At 66.8% G+C, this 13,013-nt stretch carries 20 protein-coding genes; 15 read left to right on the top strand and 5 right to left on the bottom strand.

The window, feature by feature from the left end; all coding sequences use genetic code 11:
- The 10 genes from rplD to JWP60_RS25580 all read left to right on the top strand — a co-directional run.
- The coding region (rplD, locus tag JWP60_RS25625; RefSeq protein WP_299798084.1) for a 50S ribosomal protein L4 at positions 1 to 169 on the top strand (169 nt) is incomplete at its 5' end.
- Complete coding sequence (rplW, locus tag JWP60_RS25620; RefSeq protein WP_299798081.1) at positions 166 to 495, top strand: 50S ribosomal protein L23; 330 nt, start codon at positions 166 to 168, stop codon at positions 493 to 495. The genes rplD and rplW, both read left to right, overlap by 4 nt.
- A 2-nt stretch (positions 496 to 497) precedes the next feature.
- Positions 498 to 1,322 (top strand): 50S ribosomal protein L2, encoded by an 825-nt coding sequence (gene rplB / locus JWP60_RS25615; protein WP_299798078.1) that lies wholly within the window; start codon positions 498 to 500, stop codon positions 1,320 to 1,322.
- Positions 1,323 to 1,334: 12 nt separating this feature from the next.
- On the top strand, positions 1,335 to 1,613 hold the full coding sequence (rpsS, locus tag JWP60_RS25610; protein WP_299798075.1) for a 30S ribosomal protein S19: 279 nt from the start codon (positions 1,335 to 1,337) through the stop codon (positions 1,611 to 1,613).
- 9 nt (positions 1,614 to 1,622) lie between these two features.
- The gene (gene rplV / locus JWP60_RS25605; protein WP_299798072.1) at positions 1,623 to 1,955 is read left to right on the top strand and encodes a 50S ribosomal protein L22; all 333 of its coding nucleotides are present in this window, start codon (positions 1,623 to 1,625) and stop codon (positions 1,953 to 1,955) included.
- A gap of 13 nt (positions 1,956 to 1,968) precedes the next feature.
- Positions 1,969 to 2,901 carry a 30S ribosomal protein S3 gene (gene rpsC, locus JWP60_RS25600; protein WP_299798069.1) on the top strand — a complete coding sequence of 311 codons (933 nt, stop codon included), beginning with the start codon at positions 1,969 to 1,971 and terminating at the stop codon, positions 2,899 to 2,901.
- Positions 2,902 to 2,924: 23 nt separating this feature from the next.
- Positions 2,925 to 3,341: a 50S ribosomal protein L16 gene (rplP, locus tag JWP60_RS25595; RefSeq protein WP_299798066.1), complete on the top strand. Its 417-nt coding sequence runs from the start codon at positions 2,925 to 2,927 to the stop codon at positions 3,339 to 3,341.
- 13 nt (positions 3,342 to 3,354) lie between these two features.
- Positions 3,355 to 3,567 (top strand): 50S ribosomal protein L29, encoded by a 213-nt coding sequence (rpmC, locus tag JWP60_RS25590; protein ID WP_299798063.1) that lies wholly within the window; start codon positions 3,355 to 3,357, stop codon positions 3,565 to 3,567.
- A 2-nt stretch (positions 3,568 to 3,569) separates the two neighbouring features.
- Positions 3,570 to 3,839: a 30S ribosomal protein S17 gene (rpsQ, locus tag JWP60_RS25585; RefSeq protein WP_299798061.1), complete on the top strand. Its 270-nt coding sequence runs from the start codon at positions 3,570 to 3,572 to the stop codon at positions 3,837 to 3,839.
- 90 nt (positions 3,840 to 3,929) lie between these two features.
- Positions 3,930 to 4,436, top strand: coding sequence for a peroxiredoxin (locus tag JWP60_RS25580; protein ID WP_299798058.1), 507 nt, complete (start codon positions 3,930 to 3,932; stop codon positions 4,434 to 4,436).
- A 112-nt stretch (positions 4,437 to 4,548) separates the two neighbouring features.
- Here the strand turns inward: JWP60_RS25580 and JWP60_RS25575 are convergent, their stop codons facing one another.
- Positions 4,549 to 5,043, bottom strand: coding sequence for a GNAT family N-acetyltransferase (locus JWP60_RS25575; protein WP_299798055.1), 495 nt, complete (start codon positions 5,041 to 5,043; stop codon positions 4,549 to 4,551).
- Positions 5,044 to 5,101: 58 nt separating this feature from the next.
- On the bottom strand, positions 5,102 to 5,782 hold the full coding sequence (locus JWP60_RS25570; RefSeq protein ID WP_299798052.1) for a cytochrome b/b6 domain-containing protein: 681 nt from the start codon (positions 5,780 to 5,782) through the stop codon (positions 5,102 to 5,104).
- Between the two features lie 162 nt (positions 5,783 to 5,944).
- Between JWP60_RS25570 and JWP60_RS25565 the strand changes: the two genes are divergently transcribed.
- Positions 5,945 to 6,406 carry a cytochrome c gene (locus tag JWP60_RS25565; RefSeq protein ID WP_299798049.1) on the top strand — a complete coding sequence of 154 codons (462 nt, stop codon included), beginning with the start codon at positions 5,945 to 5,947 and terminating at the stop codon, positions 6,404 to 6,406.
- Positions 6,407 to 6,507: 101 nt separating this feature from the next.
- Here the strand turns inward: JWP60_RS25565 and JWP60_RS25560 are convergent, their stop codons facing one another.
- The 3 genes from JWP60_RS25560 to JWP60_RS25550 all read right to left on the bottom strand — a co-directional run bounded on the left by JWP60_RS25560 (position 6,508) and on the right by JWP60_RS25550 (position 9,126).
- Positions 6,508 to 7,011, bottom strand: coding sequence for a TlpA disulfide reductase family protein (locus tag JWP60_RS25560; protein ID WP_299798047.1), 504 nt, complete (start codon positions 7,009 to 7,011; stop codon positions 6,508 to 6,510).
- A gap of 88 nt (positions 7,012 to 7,099) precedes the next feature.
- Positions 7,100 to 7,834, bottom strand: a complete 735-nt coding sequence (locus tag JWP60_RS25555; protein ID WP_299798044.1) for an alpha/beta fold hydrolase — start codon at positions 7,832 to 7,834, stop codon at positions 7,100 to 7,102.
- Complete coding sequence (locus JWP60_RS25550) at positions 7,834 to 9,126, bottom strand: CaiB/BaiF CoA-transferase family protein (RefSeq protein WP_299798041.1); 1,293 nt, start codon at positions 9,124 to 9,126, stop codon at positions 7,834 to 7,836. Before JWP60_RS25550 ends, JWP60_RS25555 begins: the two co-directional genes overlap by 1 nt.
- A 73-nt stretch (positions 9,127 to 9,199) precedes the next feature.
- Here JWP60_RS25550 and JWP60_RS25545 point away from each other — a divergent pair, with 73 nt between their 5' ends.
- Genes JWP60_RS25545 through ptsP form a run of 4 tightly spaced genes read left to right on the top strand, consistent with a single transcriptional unit; the run spans position 9,200 to position 12,905 of the window.
- Positions 9,200 to 10,429: an MFS transporter gene (locus JWP60_RS25545; RefSeq protein WP_299798038.1), complete on the top strand. Its 1,230-nt coding sequence runs from the start codon at positions 9,200 to 9,202 to the stop codon at positions 10,427 to 10,429.
- Positions 10,426 to 10,881, top strand: a complete 456-nt coding sequence (locus JWP60_RS25540; RefSeq protein WP_299798035.1) for a PTS fructose transporter subunit IIA — start codon at positions 10,426 to 10,428, stop codon at positions 10,879 to 10,881. The genes JWP60_RS25545 and JWP60_RS25540 overlap by 4 nt, the downstream gene beginning before the upstream one ends.
- Positions 10,850 to 11,119 carry an HPr family phosphocarrier protein gene (locus tag JWP60_RS25535; RefSeq protein ID WP_299798032.1) on the top strand — a complete coding sequence of 90 codons (270 nt, stop codon included), beginning with the start codon at positions 10,850 to 10,852 and terminating at the stop codon, positions 11,117 to 11,119. Before JWP60_RS25540 ends, JWP60_RS25535 begins: the two co-directional genes overlap by 32 nt.
- A 16-nt stretch (positions 11,120 to 11,135) precedes the next feature.
- The gene (ptsP, locus tag JWP60_RS25530) at positions 11,136 to 12,905 is read left to right on the top strand and encodes a phosphoenolpyruvate--protein phosphotransferase (RefSeq protein ID WP_299798029.1); all 1,770 of its coding nucleotides are present in this window, start codon (positions 11,136 to 11,138) and stop codon (positions 12,903 to 12,905) included.
- The last annotated feature ends 108 nt before the right edge of the window (positions 12,906 to 13,013 follow it).

Here is a 13,013-nt window from a genome sequence, read left to right as displayed (position 1 = left end):
CCTGGTGATCGCCGAGGAAGTCGACGAAAACATGTACCTCGCCTCGCGCAACCTGGCGAACGTGCTGATTGTCGAACCCCGTTACGCCGACCCGGTGTCGCTGGTGCACTTCAAGAAGGTGCTCGTGACCAAGGGTGCGGTCGACAAGCTCAAGGAGATGTTCGCATGAGCGCCGCCACTTCGAAGTCTGCGAAGTTCGCCGAAGGTCGTCTGTACCAAGTGCTCGTCGCTCCCATCGTGTCCGAAAAGGCCACGCTGGTCGGCGAGAAGTCCAATGCCGTCACCTTCAAGGTGCTGCAGGACGCCACCAAGCCCGAGATCAAGGCCGCAGTCGAACTGCTGTTCAAGGTCCAGGTCAAGGGCGTGTCCGTGCTCAACACCAAGGGCAAGGCAAAGCGTTTCGGCAAGTCCATGGGTCGCCGCGACAACGTCCGCAAGGCGTATGTCACGCTGCAGCCCGGTCAAGAGCTGAACCTGTCCGGGGAGGCCGCGTAATCATGGCTGTCATCAAGATGAAACCAACCTCGCCCGGCCAACGTGCCGTGGTGAAGGTTACGCGGGACCACCTGTACAAGGGTGCTCCGCACGCAGCGCTGCTGGAGCCCCAGTTCCAGCACGCCGGCCGCAACAACAACGGCCACATCACCACCCGCCACAAGGGCGGCGGTCACAAGCACCACTATCGCGTGGTCGACTTCGTGCGCAACAAGGACGCCATCCCGGCGAAGGTCGAACGCATCGAGTACGACCCGAACCGTTCGGCCCACATCGCCCTGGTGGTGTACGCCGACGGCGAGCGCCGCTACATCATCGCCCCGCGTGGCGTGGATGTCGGTGCAACCCTGCTGTCCGGCGCCGAAGCGCCGATCCGCGCCGGCAACACCCTGCCGATCCGCAACATCCCGGTGGGCTCGACGATCCACTGCATCGAACTGCAACCCGGCAAGGGCGCGCAGGTCGTGCGGTCCGCGGGTACCTCCGCGACGCTGCTGGCGCGCGAAGGCACCTACGCGCAGGTCCGCATGCGGTCCGGTGAAGTGCGCCGCGTCCACATCGAATGCCGCGCCACCATCGGTGAAGTCGCGAACGAAGAACACAGCCTGCGCCAGCTCGGCAAGGCCGGTGTCAAGCGCCACATGGGCATCCGCCCGACCGTTCGCGGCGTGGTGATGAACCCGGTCGACCACCCGCACGGTGGCGGCGAAGGCAAGACCGGCGAAGGCCGCCATCCAGTCGATCCGTGGGGCAACCTGACCAAGGGTTACCGCACTCGCAACAACAAGCGCACGCAGACGTTCATCGTCTCGCGCCGCAAGAAATAAGGGTCCGCAGAAATGACGCGTTCTCTCAAGAAGGGTCCTTTCGTGGACCACCACCTGGTGGCCAAGGTCGACAAGGCCGTTGCCATCAAGGACAAGAAGCCGATCAAGACCTGGTCGCGCCGCTCGATGATCCTGCCCGATTTCATCGGCCTGACCATCGCCGTTCACAACGGCAAGCAGCACGTTCCGGTCTACGTCACCGACCAGATGGTGGGCCACAAGTTGGGCGAATTCGCCCTGACGCGCACCTTCAAGGGTCACCCCGCCGACAAAAAAGTCGTGAAGAAGTGAGGCTGAACCATGGCTGAAACCAAAGCGATCCTCCGCGGCGTTCGCCTGTCGGTCGACAAGGGCCGCCTCGTGGCCGACCTGATCCGCGGCAAGAAGGTGGACCAGGCCCTCAACATCCTGAACTTCACCCAGAAGAAGGGTGCCGTCATCCTCAAGAAGGTTCTGGAGTCCGCGATCGCGAACGCCGAACACAACGACGGTGTCGACATCGACGAACTGAAGGTCAAGACCATCTACGTCGAACAAGGCACGGTGCTGAAGCGCTTCACCGCGCGCGCCAAGGGCCGCGGCAACCGCATCAGCAAGGGGACGTGCCACGTGTACGTCACCGTCGGCAACTAAGGCAGGAAGACACATGGGACAGAAGATCCATCCGACCGGCTTCCGCCTGGCCGTCACCCGTAACTGGAACAGCCGCTGGTACGCAAGCAACCGCGACTTCGCCGGCATGCTCGGTGAAGACATCAAGGTGCGCGAGTACCTGAAGACGAAGCTGAAGAACGCCGCGGTCTCGCGCGTGATGATCGAGCGCCCCGCCAAGAACGCGCGCATCACGATTTATTCCGCGCGGCCGGGCGTGGTGATCGGCAAGAAGGGCGAGGACATCGAGAACCTGAAGAGGGAACTCGCCACCCGCCTGGGCGTGCCGGTCGCCGTGAACATCGAGGAAGTGCGCAAGCCCGAAGTCGATGCCCAGCTGATCGCCGACTCGATCACCCAGCAGCTCGAAAAGCGCATCATGTTCCGCCGCGCGATGAAACGCGCCATGCAGAACGCGATGCGCCTGGGCGCGCAGGGCATCAAGATCATGTCGTCGGGCCGCCTGAACGGCATCGAGATCGCCCGCTGCGAGTGGTACCGCGAAGGTCGCGTGCCGCTGCACACGCTGCGCGCCGACATCGACTACGGCTTCTCCGAAGCCAAGACCACCTACGGCGTCATCGGCGTCAAGGTGTGGGTCTACAAGGGCGACACCCTGGGTCGCAGCGACCTGCCGACCCTGGACAGCACGCCGCGCCCCGAGGGCGAAGAGCGTCGTGGCCCGCGTGGCCCGCGTCGCGACGGTGACCGCCGTGGCGGCCCCGGCGGCGATCGTGGCCGTGGCGGCCCGCGCGGCCCCGGCGGCGCCGGTGGTGGTGCTGGCGGTGGCGGCCGGACGATGTCCGGTGCCACCAACGTTGCCCCCATTGATGGTGCCGACAAGCCCGCTGAAGCAACCGCAGGGGCGGATGCCCCGAAATCTACCGTTAAGCGCGTGGCCCGTCCCGCGCCGGCCAGCAAGCCCTGAGCCGACGGTAAAGGAGAGAAGACATGCTGCAACCCGCTCGCCGCAAATACCGCAAAGAGCAAAAAGGCCGCAACACCGGCGTCGCCACCACTGGCAACAGTGTGGCGTTCGGTGACTTCGGCCTGAAGTGCACCGACCGTGGCCGTCTGACGGCCCGGCAGATCGAGGCCGCGCGTCGCGCGATCTCCCGTCACGTCAAGCGTGGCGGCCGTATCTGGATCCGCGTGTTCCCGGACAAGCCGATCTCGCAAAAGCCGGCCGAAGTCCGCATGGGCAACGGCAAGGGCAACCCCGAGTACTACGTGGCCGAAATCCAGCCCGGCAAGATCGTGTTCGAGATCGTCGGTGTCCCCGAGGAACTCGCGCGCGAAGCGTTCAAGCTGGCCGCGGCCAAGCTGCCGCTGCGCACCACGTTCGTCAGCCGCATGATCGGCACCTGAGGAGGAGATGAAGATGACGAAAGCCAATGATCTCCGCCAGAAGGACGTCGCCGGTCTGCAGGAAGAAGTGAAGTCGCTGCAGAAGGCGCACTTCGGCCTGCGCATGCAGAAGGCTACGCAACAACTCGGCAACACCGGCACGCTGCGTTCCACGCGCCGTGACATCGCCCGCGCCAAGACCATCCTGGCCCAGAAGCGCGCCACTGAAACCAAGACCAAGGAGTGAACATGACGGAAGCCAAGACCTCCCTCAGGCGCACCCTCGTGGGCAAGGTGGTAAGCGACAAGCGCGCCAAGACCGTGACCGTGCTCGTCGAGCGCCGCGTCAAGCACGCCCTGTACGGAAAGATCGTGATCAAGTCGAGCAAGTACCACGCGCACGACGAGACCGGCCAGTTCCACACGGGTGACGTGATCGAGATCGAGGAAAGCAAGCCGATCTCCAAGACCAAGAACTGGGTTGCCACCCGTCTGGTCGAGAAGGCCGAGGCGGTCTAAGCCCCTCGCCGGCAGCAGGCAAAACGGAAACGGCCCACAATCGTGGGCCGTTTTCTTTTGTGCGGCGCACTTTCAACGAGGAGAGCAAACATGATCCAGGTCGGCGAACAAATCCCTGACGTCACCCTGCAGGAATTTTCCGAGGTCGAGGGCAACGGCTGCAGCATCGGCCCGAACCCGGTGAAGGTGCGCGATGCCGCCAAGGGCAAGACCATCGCGCTGTTCGCGCTGCCCGGCGCTTTCACGCCGACGTGCAGCGCCAAGCACGTGCCCGGCTACGTCGAGAACTACGCCCAGCTCAAAGGCAAGGGCGTCGACGAGATCTGGTGCGTGAGCGTCAACGACGCCTTCGTGATGGGGGCGTGGGCGCGCGAGCAGAAGACCGACGGCAAGATCCGCATGCTGGCCGACGGCAGCGGCGAATTCGCCAAGGCCATGGGCCTGACGCTGGACCTCACCGCCCGCGGCATGGGCGTGCGCAGCCAGCGCTACTCGGTGCTGGTCAAGGACGGCAAGGTCGCCTCGCTGAACGTCGAAGCCCCGGGCAAGTTCGAGGTGAGCGATGCGGGGACGATGCTGGCGCAGTTCGCTGCTTGAGACTCCCTCTCCCCCCTGGGGAGAGGGTGGGGGTGAGGGGCAGCGGCGCTCATGGCCTCACGGCCGTCGCCCTCACCCCAACCCTCTCCCGCGGGCGGGAGAGGGAGAGGGATCAGAGATCCGCCTTCAGGTAATGCGCCCCCGCAATCGGGTTGTGATAGTAGGGCGGCACATCCTCAAACCCCAGTTCCACGTACAGCGCCCGCGCGGCTTCCATGTCGTCCAGCGTGTCCAGCAGCACGCAGGCATAGCCGGCCTGGCGGGCGGCGTCGAGGGTTGCCTCGGCCAGCTGGCGGCCCAGGCCGAAGCCGCGGAAGGCCTTGCGCACGTACAGGCGCTTCATCTCCGCGGCATTGGGGTAGTCGGCGTTGTCCAGGGGGCGCAGGGCGCAGCAGCCGGCCAGTTCGCCGTCGACGCGGGCGAGGAACAGCGCGCCGCGCGGTGGCGCGTACTCACCCGGCAGCGTGGCGAGTTCTTCCTCGAAGTTCTGGAAGCCCAGGTCGACGCCCAACCCTTGCGCGTACTCGCGGAAGATGGCGCGCACCGCATCGAGGTCGCGGGCGGCAGGGGCGGTGAGCGCGATCAGGGGGAAAGGGGCAGTGTCCAAGAGTGGTGGAAACGAGTCGCTGGACGACGGATTCTAGGCGCTCGACACGGCCGAGCCATCATTGTGCCGACGCCAGGTTCCCCAGACTGACTAGCCAGGCGACCAGGCCCGCGCACGCGCCAGTCAGCACGAGCGCGATCGCACGCGTGACCAGGTCGTCGCGTGAGGAGGCCGCCGGCGCCGGCAGCATCTTGTCGCCGATGACCATCGTATGCACCAGGTTCTGCCTCTTGCGCTTGAGGTAGTACACGACGGCGGCGACGTGCAGCAGCACGAGGGCGATGATCAGCCACTGCCCGACCGCCTTGTGGTACCAGGTCGCCTGATCGCTCCGTGCGCTCGAGACGAAGCGATTGAGCGGCCCGGTAAAGCCGGCATCGTCGTCGCTCACCATGCCGGTCAGCACCTGCACCAGCAGCGCCAGCAGCATCGCGAACACGGAGCCCGCGCCCAGCGGGTTGTGGCCGACGAGGTGGTCCGGGTGCGCACTCCCGCGCAGGTAGGCGCTCACCTTCGCGGGCGAGGGCAGGAAGCTGCGGAACCGGGACCAGTGGCCGCCGACGAAACCCCACACCAGCCGGAACAGCAGCAGCGTCAGCACCGTGTAGCCAAGCCGCGCATGCCACTCCATGGCCCCGCCGCCGGTGTAGCCGGTGACCACGAGGGCCACGACGCACACGGCCAGCAGCCAGTGGAACAGACGGGTGGGCAGGTCCCAGACACGCACTCGATAGGCCATCGCGATCTCTTCTCCTGGTGGTGCACGTGCCTCGCACGTTGCTGGCGCGGCACGAAAGTTCTTGGTGAATTCCCGCGGTGTCAAATTGCAAGTCGAACTTTTGTCACACTGTCGGGGTCACTGCAGGGCACCTCTACTTTAACCAACCGGAGAAGAAAACCCATGAAGTTCGCCGCCACCCTGGCCCTCGCGGCCGCAGCGTTCGCGCTCGCCTCCCCCGCGTCTGCCCAGAGCTTCCAGAAGCCGGAAGACGCCATCAAGTACCGGCAGGGCGCCTTCCGGGTGCTCGGCGCACACTTCGGCGCGCTCGGTGCCATGGCTCAAGGCAAGGCGCCCTACGACGCACAGGCTGCGGCTCACCACGCCGACGTGATCGCGCTCGTTTCGCACCTGCCCTTCACCGCCTTCGCCGCGGGCACCGAGAAAGGCGAGAACACGCATGCCAAGCCGGAAATCTGGACCGAGCAGGCCAAGTTCAAGGAGAACGCCGAGAAGATGCAGGACGCCGTGGCCAAGCTCGCCGCCGCCGCCAAGACCGGCAGCGTCGACAACCTGAAGGCCGCCTTCGGCCCCGCCGGCCAGACCTGCAAGGCCTGCCACGACAGCTACCGCGAGAAACTGTGAGCGCGGTGGGCTGAAAGCAGAAAGCCCCGCGCTGCGGGGCTTTCTCGTTGGGTGTCCTCGCGGGCTTGACCCGCAATCCAGGCGGCGCTTCTCTGCCGGGATCAGCTCTCCGCCAGCAGCTTCTCGATCAGCGCATGCAGTTCCGCGAAGTTCGGCTCGCCGACGTAGCGTTTGACGATTTCGCCCTTCTTGTTCACCAGGTACGACGTGGGCGTGAGCTGCACTTCGCCCCAGGCCTTGGCGACCGCGCCCGTGTTGTCGATGGCGACTTCGAAGGGCAGCTTGCGCGTCTGCGCGTAGTTCACCACGTAGCTCGGCGGGTCGTAGCTCATGGCCACCGCCATGTGTTCGTAACCCTTGCCGTGGTACTCGTTGAAGGTGGAGATCATCTTGGGCATCTCGGCCACGCACGTGACGCAGCTGGTCGCCCAGAAATTCACCAGGGTGACCTTGCCCTTGAGGTCGGCCGTGCTCTTCTTGGAGCCATCGAGCAGGACGAAGGTGGTGTCCGGGGCTGCGGTGGCGCCACCGACGAAGAAGAACGCACCGGCGGCCACGACCGCCGCTGCGGCCGCGCCGACTGCCCATTTCATGTTCACTGCCATGTCTGCCTGCCTTTGGCCGAATTGCGGCCGCTGAAGACTTGATTCTGGCTCATCGCAGAAGTTCTTGCCAGCCGGTCCGACGGTTGCCTCAGGCGCAGCCCACCAGCAGGCGCGTCAGTTCTTCCGGCGCACTGACCATGGGGTCGTGCCCGGTCTGCATCTCCACGATCCGGATGCCGCCCCCGCCGGTCCAGGCGCCGTCCCAGAAATTGCCATCCCGCACCCGCGGGCGGATCGAGTCGATCGTGCCCAGCCGCGGCTTGACGCAATCGATGAAAGTCCGCGGCACGCCCGCCACTCGCCGGGGGTCGAACTGCAGCGGCGCCTGGTAGGTGTGGCCGGGATGGGGCGTCTGGCGCCGGCGCACCCAGTCGTGGTCCTCGGCCGCCAGCCCGAAGACACTCGGATCGGGCGGCGGGAAGCTGTAGTCGGGCGACTGCTGCGCCGCTGCCAGCCGCAGCTCGCGCACGGCGCTGGAGTGCGTGCTGCCCCAGCTTTCGCCGGGACGCGGCACCACCGCGTCGACGTACACCAGGTGCTTCAGGCGCTGCGGCATGCGGTCCGCGATGGCCGTGCCCAGCATCCCCGCATACGAGTGGACCACCAGCACGACCTGCTGCAGTTCCTCGGCCTCGATCACGTTGGCGACGTCGGCGATGTGTGTCTCCAGCGTGATCAGCGAGGACATCAGGTGCACCCGCTCGCCGACGCCCGTGAGCGTGGGAGCGAAGCCGCGATGCCCTTGCGCCTGCAGCGCAGCCACCACCCGCCGCCAGCACCAGCCGCCATGCCAGGCCCCGTGCACCAGGACGAAATCGGCCATCAGATCACCTCCTGCGCGCGCAGCGCCGCAATGCGTTGCTCGTCCCAGCCCAGCACCTCGGACAGCACCTGCTGCGTATGCTCGCCCAGCAGCGGCGGCGGCAGGTCGCTGCGCACCGGCGTGCCACTGAGCTTGATCGGGCTGCCCACCAGGTCGACTTCGCCCGCCAGCGGATGCTCCCAGCGATGCACCATGCCGCGCTCGCGCACGTGCGCGTCGGCAAACACTTCGGCCAGGTTGTTGATCGCGCCGCAGGGCACCTTGGCGGCCTCGAGGGCGGGCAGCCAGTCGTATTTGCGGCGCGCCTTCATGATCTCTTCCAGCATCGGCACCAGCACCGCGCGATTGCGCACGCGGTCCTGGTTGCGGGCAAAGCGCGGATCGGTGGCGAGTTCCGGCCGCCCCGCCACCTGGCAGAACTTCGCGAACTGGCCATCGTTGCCCACCGCGAGGATGATGTGGTCCCTTGATTTCGGGGTCAGATCACGATTTGGGTAGCCAATGTGCTCAGACCCCAACTGATCAGGCGGATCGGCGGCCGGGGCGACCTCGAACACTTGGTAAGGCACGATGTTCTGGTGTGCATTGCCGGCGCGCCCCGGCACCTTGCCGCTCACCAGGTAATTGGCGCCCAGGTTGGCCAGCATCGCCACCTGGGTATCGAGCAGCGCCATGTCCAGGTGCTGTCCTTCGCCGGTGCGCTCGGCGTGGCGCAGCGCGGCGAGGATGCCGGTCGTGGCATACATCCCGGTGAAGAGATCGGCCACGGCCACGCCCACCTTCTGCGGCCCGCCGCCCAGGTCGTCGCGCTCGCCGGTGATGCTCATGAGGCCGCCCATGCCTTGCACCGCATAGTCGTAGCCGGCGCGGTCGCGGTAGGGGCCGGTCTGGCCGAAGCCGGTGATGCTGCAATAGACAAGGCGCGGATTGATCGCCCGCAGTGCGGCGTAGTCCAGGCCATAGCGCGCCATGTCGCCGACCTTGAAGTTCTCGACGAACACGTCGCAGTGCCTGGCCAGCTCGCGAACCAGGGCTTGTCCTTCCGGTCGGGCGATGTCGCAGGTCACCGAGCGCTTGTTGCGGTTGGTGCCCAGGTAGTAGGCCGCTTCGGCCGTGTCCGCGCCAGCGCGGTCCTTCAGGAAGGGCGGGCCCCAGGTGCGGGTGTCGTCGCCGGTGCCTGGCCGTTCGATCTTGATGACGTCGGCGCCCAGGTCGGCCAGGGTCTGCGTGCACCACGGTCCGGCCAGCACGCGCGACAGGTCGAGCACGCGGATTCCATCGAGAGCATTCATGCGCCCCATTATCGGGTCCGATAATGGGCGCAGCGGCCGCAGAAGCCGCGCCCCTTTTCAGCCAAAGAAACCGATGTCCCTGCTCGCGCGCCGCCAGGCGGTGGTGGTGTTCCTTGCCTTTTCGTTCGCCTATTTCTTCGCCGCGGTGCTGCGGGCCATCACGGCCACGCTGTCGCCGGTGCTCACGCGCGAGTTCCACCTCGATGCCGGCGACCTCGGCCTGCTGGCCGGCGGCTACTTCCTCGGCTTCGCGCTGATCCAGCTGCCCCTGGGCAGCTGGCTGGACCGGCACGGCCCGCGCAAGGTGATGATGCGCTTCGTGGCGCTGGCCATCGCGGGTTGCGGTGCCTTCGCGCTGGCCCACAACTTCGCCTCCCTGCTGGCGGCGCGGGTGTTGTGCGGCGTGGGCGTCAGCGCCTGCCTGATGGCGCCGCTCACGGGCTTTCGCCGCTGGTTCGCGCCGCCGGTGCAACTGCGCACCAACTCGTGGATGCTGATGACGGGCGCCTTCGGCATGGTCGCCGCCACTATGCCGGTGCAATGGCTGCTGCCGGCCGTGGGCTGGCGGCCGATGTTCTGGGGCCTCGCGGTGCTGATGGCGCTGTCGATGATGGTCATCGCCTGGCGCGTGCCCACCTGGGGCGAGAGCGACCACGCGCGCCCGGCCGACGCACCGGCCCTGAGCTACGCGCCGGTGTGGCGCCATCCCTATTTCCGGCAGATGGCGCCCCTGGGTTTCTTCAGCTACGGCGGCATGATCGCGGTGCAGTCGCTGTGGGCAGGGCCCTGGCTGTCGCGCGTGGCCGGCTACGACCCGGTGGCGGCGGCCGGCGGCCTCTTCACCATCAACCTCGCGATGCTGGTCACCTTCTGGACCTGGGGCCTGATGAACCCGTGGCTGCAGCGGCGCGGCATCGTCACCGACCGTCTGATCGCCTGGGGCCTGCCCCTCAGTTTCGTGGCGGTGACCCTCCTGATCGTCGGCGGCCCGGCGGCCGGCCCGGCGGCATTGGCCTTCTTCTGCGCCAGCAGCACCTTCGTGTCGCTGGCGCAGCCGGCGGTGGGCATGGTGTTCCCGGCCTCGCTCGCCGGCCGGGCTCTCTCGGCGTACAACCTCGTGATCTTCGTCGGCGTCTTTGTCGTGCAATGGGGCATCGGCCTGCTGATCGATGCCTTTCGCAAGGCGGGCTGGACCGAGGTGGCCGCCTTCCGGGGTGCATTTGGTGTCTTCCTCGCCACGAGCATGCTCTCCTACGCATGGTTCCTGTGGAGCAGAAGCCATAATCGCACTCCAAGCCCATGAACGCCATCCTGCTGATCGCCCATGCCCCGCTCGCCAACGCGCTGCGGCAATGCGCGCTGCATGTGTTCCCCGATTGCGGCGGCGCGGTGACGGCGATCGACGTCCAGCCCAACCTTTCGCCGGAAGAGACCCTGGCCTCCGCCCGCATCGCGCTGGAGCAGTTCGCGCGTGTGCCCGGCATCAAGGGCGTGCTGGTGCTGACCGACATCTTCGGCGCCACCCCGAGCAACGTCGCGCAAAAGCTGGTGGATGGCGTGAACTCGCGCCTGATCACCGGCGTCAACCTGCCCATGCTCCTGCGCAGCGTGAGCTACCGGCACGAGTCGCTCGACGTGCTGGTGTCGCGGGCAGTGATCGGCGGCACCCAGGGGGTGATGCAGGTGGCGATCGCGGCGCCGCAGAACCAGCGCAGACGCAACCATGATCAAGAAGAACACGACCATCAGCAATAAGCTGGGGCTGCACGCGCGCGCCTCGGCCAAGCTCACCAAGCTGGCTGGCAGCTTCCCCTGCGAGGTGTGGCTCAGCCGCGGCGAGCGCCGGGTCAATGCCAAGAGCATCATGGGGGTGATGATGCTGGCCGCCGGCCTGGGCACCGAGATCACCGTGGAAACCAGTGGCGAGCGCGAACACGAAGCGATGGATGCCCTGCTGGCGCTGATCGCCGACAAGTTCGGAGAGGGCGAGTGAGCGCGGAGTCCTTGGCATGACCTTTTCCATCCAGGGCATTGCAGTCGCACGCGGCATCGCGATCGGCCGGGCTGTGATCCTGGGCTCGGGCCGCGCCGACGTGGCCCACTACTTCGTCGAGCCGGCGCAGGTCCCCGCCGAAATCGAGCGCGTGCGCGCGGGCCGCAATGCGGTGGTCGACGAGATCCATCGGCTGCAGGTGACCATCGCCGGGATGGGCCCCAAGGAGGCGCCGCACGAACTGTCCGCCCTGCTCGACGTGCACCTGATGCTGCTGCAGGACGAGGAGCTGATCACCGGCGTCAAGCACTGGATCACCGACCGCCTGTACAACGCCGAATGGGCGCTGACCACGCAGCTCGAGGTGCTCTCGCGCCAGTTCGACGACATGGAGGACGACTACCTGCGCGAGCGCAAGGCCGACCTCGAACAGGTCGCCGAGCGCATCCTGCGCTACATGAAGGGCATGGGCTCGCCGGTGGCGCAGCCGCCCGCGCCCAAGCGCAAGACGCAGCAGGACCTGCTGCTCGACGATAGCGTCGACGTGCCGCTGGTGCTGGTGGCGCACGACCTCTCGCCGGCCGACATGCTGCAGTTCAAGCAGAGCGTGTTTGCCGGCTTCGTGACCGACGTCGGCGGCAAGACCTCGCACACCGCGATCGTCGCGCGCAGCCTCGACATCCCCGCCGTGGTCGGCGCGCGCAGCGCCAGCAACCTGGTGCGCCAGGACGACTGGGTGATCATCGACGGCGACACCGGCGTGATGATCGTCGATCCGTCGCCCATCATCCTGGCCGAATACGGTTTCAAGCAGCGCCAGGCCGAACTGGAACGCGGCCGCCTCTCGCGCCTGCGGCACACGCCGGCGGTGACGCTGGACGACCAGCGCGTGGAACTGCTGGCCAACATCGAGCTGCCCGAGGACGCGGCCGCCGCGCTCAAGGCCGGCGCCGTCGGTGTCGGCCTGTTCCGCAGCGAATTCCTCTTCATGGGCCGGCACGGCGGCGACATGCCCGACGAAGAGGAGCAGTACCTTGCCTACTGCAAGGCGATCGCGGGCATGCAGGGCCTGCCGGTGACCATCCGCACGCTGGATGTGGGCGCCGACAAGCCGCTGGAGGAGCAGCACCGCGATCTCGCGCACCTGAATCCCGCGCTGGGCCTGCGCGCGATCCGCTGGAGCCTGGCCGAGCCGGAGATGTTCCGCACCCAGCTGCGCGCGATCCTGCGCTCCGCAGTGCACGGCAAGGTGAACCTGCTGGTGCCGATGATCGCGCACGCCAGCGAGATCCGGCAGACGCTGTCGCTGATCGACTTCGCGCGCGCCGAACTGGACAACCGCGGCACGCCCTATGGGCCGGTGGCGATCGGCGCGATGATCGAGATTCCGGCGGCGGCGCTGTCCTTGCGCACCTTCCTGAAGTACTTCGATTTCCTCTCGATCGGCACCAACGACCTGATCCAGTACACGCTGGCGATCGACCGGGCCGACGAATCGGTGGCCCACTTGTACGACCCGTGCCATCCCGCGGTGCTGCGGCTGGTGGCCGACACGATCGCGGAGTGCCGCCGGCACGGCAAGGGCGTGAGCGTGTGCGGCGAAATGGCCGGCGACACGCAGTTCACCCGGCTGCTGCTCGGCCTGGGCTTGCGCAGCTTCTCCATGCACCCGGCGCAGATCCTCGCGGTCAAGCAGGAAGTGCTGCGGGCCGACGCGGGCCGCCTCGAACCCTGGTCGCAACGCGTGCTCGACTCGGAAGATCCGGCGCTGGCGATGGTGGGGTGATACCGAAAGCCCGGCCGGCGGACATCCGAACGCAAGGGGCGCGAAGCTTTCGCAAAGGACGCAAAAGAAACCAGGAAAATCCTGGAAGTTTTCCCTGAATTTCTTGCG

This window comes from Ramlibacter sp. (genome assembly GCF_028291745.1).
In the GTDB taxonomy this organism is placed as follows: Bacteria; Pseudomonadota; Gammaproteobacteria; order Burkholderiales; family Burkholderiaceae_C; genus Ramlibacter.
Note: the sequence above shows the minus strand (reverse complement) of the source record. Positions and strands in the feature narration are given on the sequence as shown.

Bases quoted from the DNA above. Each gene is read 5' to 3' on its own strand.
- rplV (WP_299798072.1), top strand. From the start codon at position 1,623: ATGGCTGAAACCAAAGCGATCCTCCGCGGCGTTCGCCTGTCGGTCGAC.
- rpsS (WP_299798075.1), top strand. From the start codon at position 1,335: ATGACGCGTTCTCTCAAGAAGGGTCCTTTCGTGGACCACCACCTGGTG.
- JWP60_RS25540 (WP_299798035.1), top strand. From the start codon at position 10,426: ATGAACGCCATCCTGCTGATCGCCCATGCCCCGCTCGCCAACGCGCTG.
- rplP (WP_299798066.1), top strand. From the start codon at position 2,925: ATGCTGCAACCCGCTCGCCGCAAATACCGCAAAGAGCAAAAAGGCCGC.
- rplW (WP_299798081.1), top strand. From the start codon at position 166: ATGAGCGCCGCCACTTCGAAGTCTGCGAAGTTCGCCGAAGGTCGTCTG.
- rpsC (WP_299798069.1), top strand. From the start codon at position 1,969: ATGGGACAGAAGATCCATCCGACCGGCTTCCGCCTGGCCGTCACCCGT.
- JWP60_RS25560 (WP_299798047.1), bottom strand. From the start codon at position 7,011: ATGGCAGTGAACATGAAATGGGCAGTCGGCGCGGCCGCAGCGGCGGTC.
- JWP60_RS25570 (WP_299798052.1), bottom strand. From the start codon at position 5,782: ATGGCCTATCGAGTGCGTGTCTGGGACCTGCCCACCCGTCTGTTCCAC.
- rpsQ (WP_299798061.1), top strand. From the start codon at position 3,570: ATGACGGAAGCCAAGACCTCCCTCAGGCGCACCCTCGTGGGCAAGGTG.
- JWP60_RS25580 (WP_299798058.1), top strand. From the start codon at position 3,930: ATGATCCAGGTCGGCGAACAAATCCCTGACGTCACCCTGCAGGAATTT.
- JWP60_RS25565 (WP_299798049.1), top strand. From the start codon at position 5,945: ATGAAGTTCGCCGCCACCCTGGCCCTCGCGGCCGCAGCGTTCGCGCTC.
- JWP60_RS25555 (WP_299798044.1), bottom strand. From the start codon at position 7,834: ATGGCCGATTTCGTCCTGGTGCACGGGGCCTGGCATGGCGGCTGGTGC.
- JWP60_RS25550 (WP_299798041.1), bottom strand. From the start codon at position 9,126: ATGAATGCTCTCGATGGAATCCGCGTGCTCGACCTGTCGCGCGTGCTG.
- ptsP (WP_299798029.1), top strand. From the start codon at position 11,136: ATGACCTTTTCCATCCAGGGCATTGCAGTCGCACGCGGCATCGCGATC.
- rplB (WP_299798078.1), top strand. From the start codon at position 498: ATGGCTGTCATCAAGATGAAACCAACCTCGCCCGGCCAACGTGCCGTG.
- JWP60_RS25545 (WP_299798038.1), top strand. From the start codon at position 9,200: ATGTCCCTGCTCGCGCGCCGCCAGGCGGTGGTGGTGTTCCTTGCCTTT.
- rpmC (WP_299798063.1), top strand. From the start codon at position 3,355: ATGACGAAAGCCAATGATCTCCGCCAGAAGGACGTCGCCGGTCTGCAG.
- JWP60_RS25535 (WP_299798032.1), top strand. From the start codon at position 10,850: ATGATCAAGAAGAACACGACCATCAGCAATAAGCTGGGGCTGCACGCG.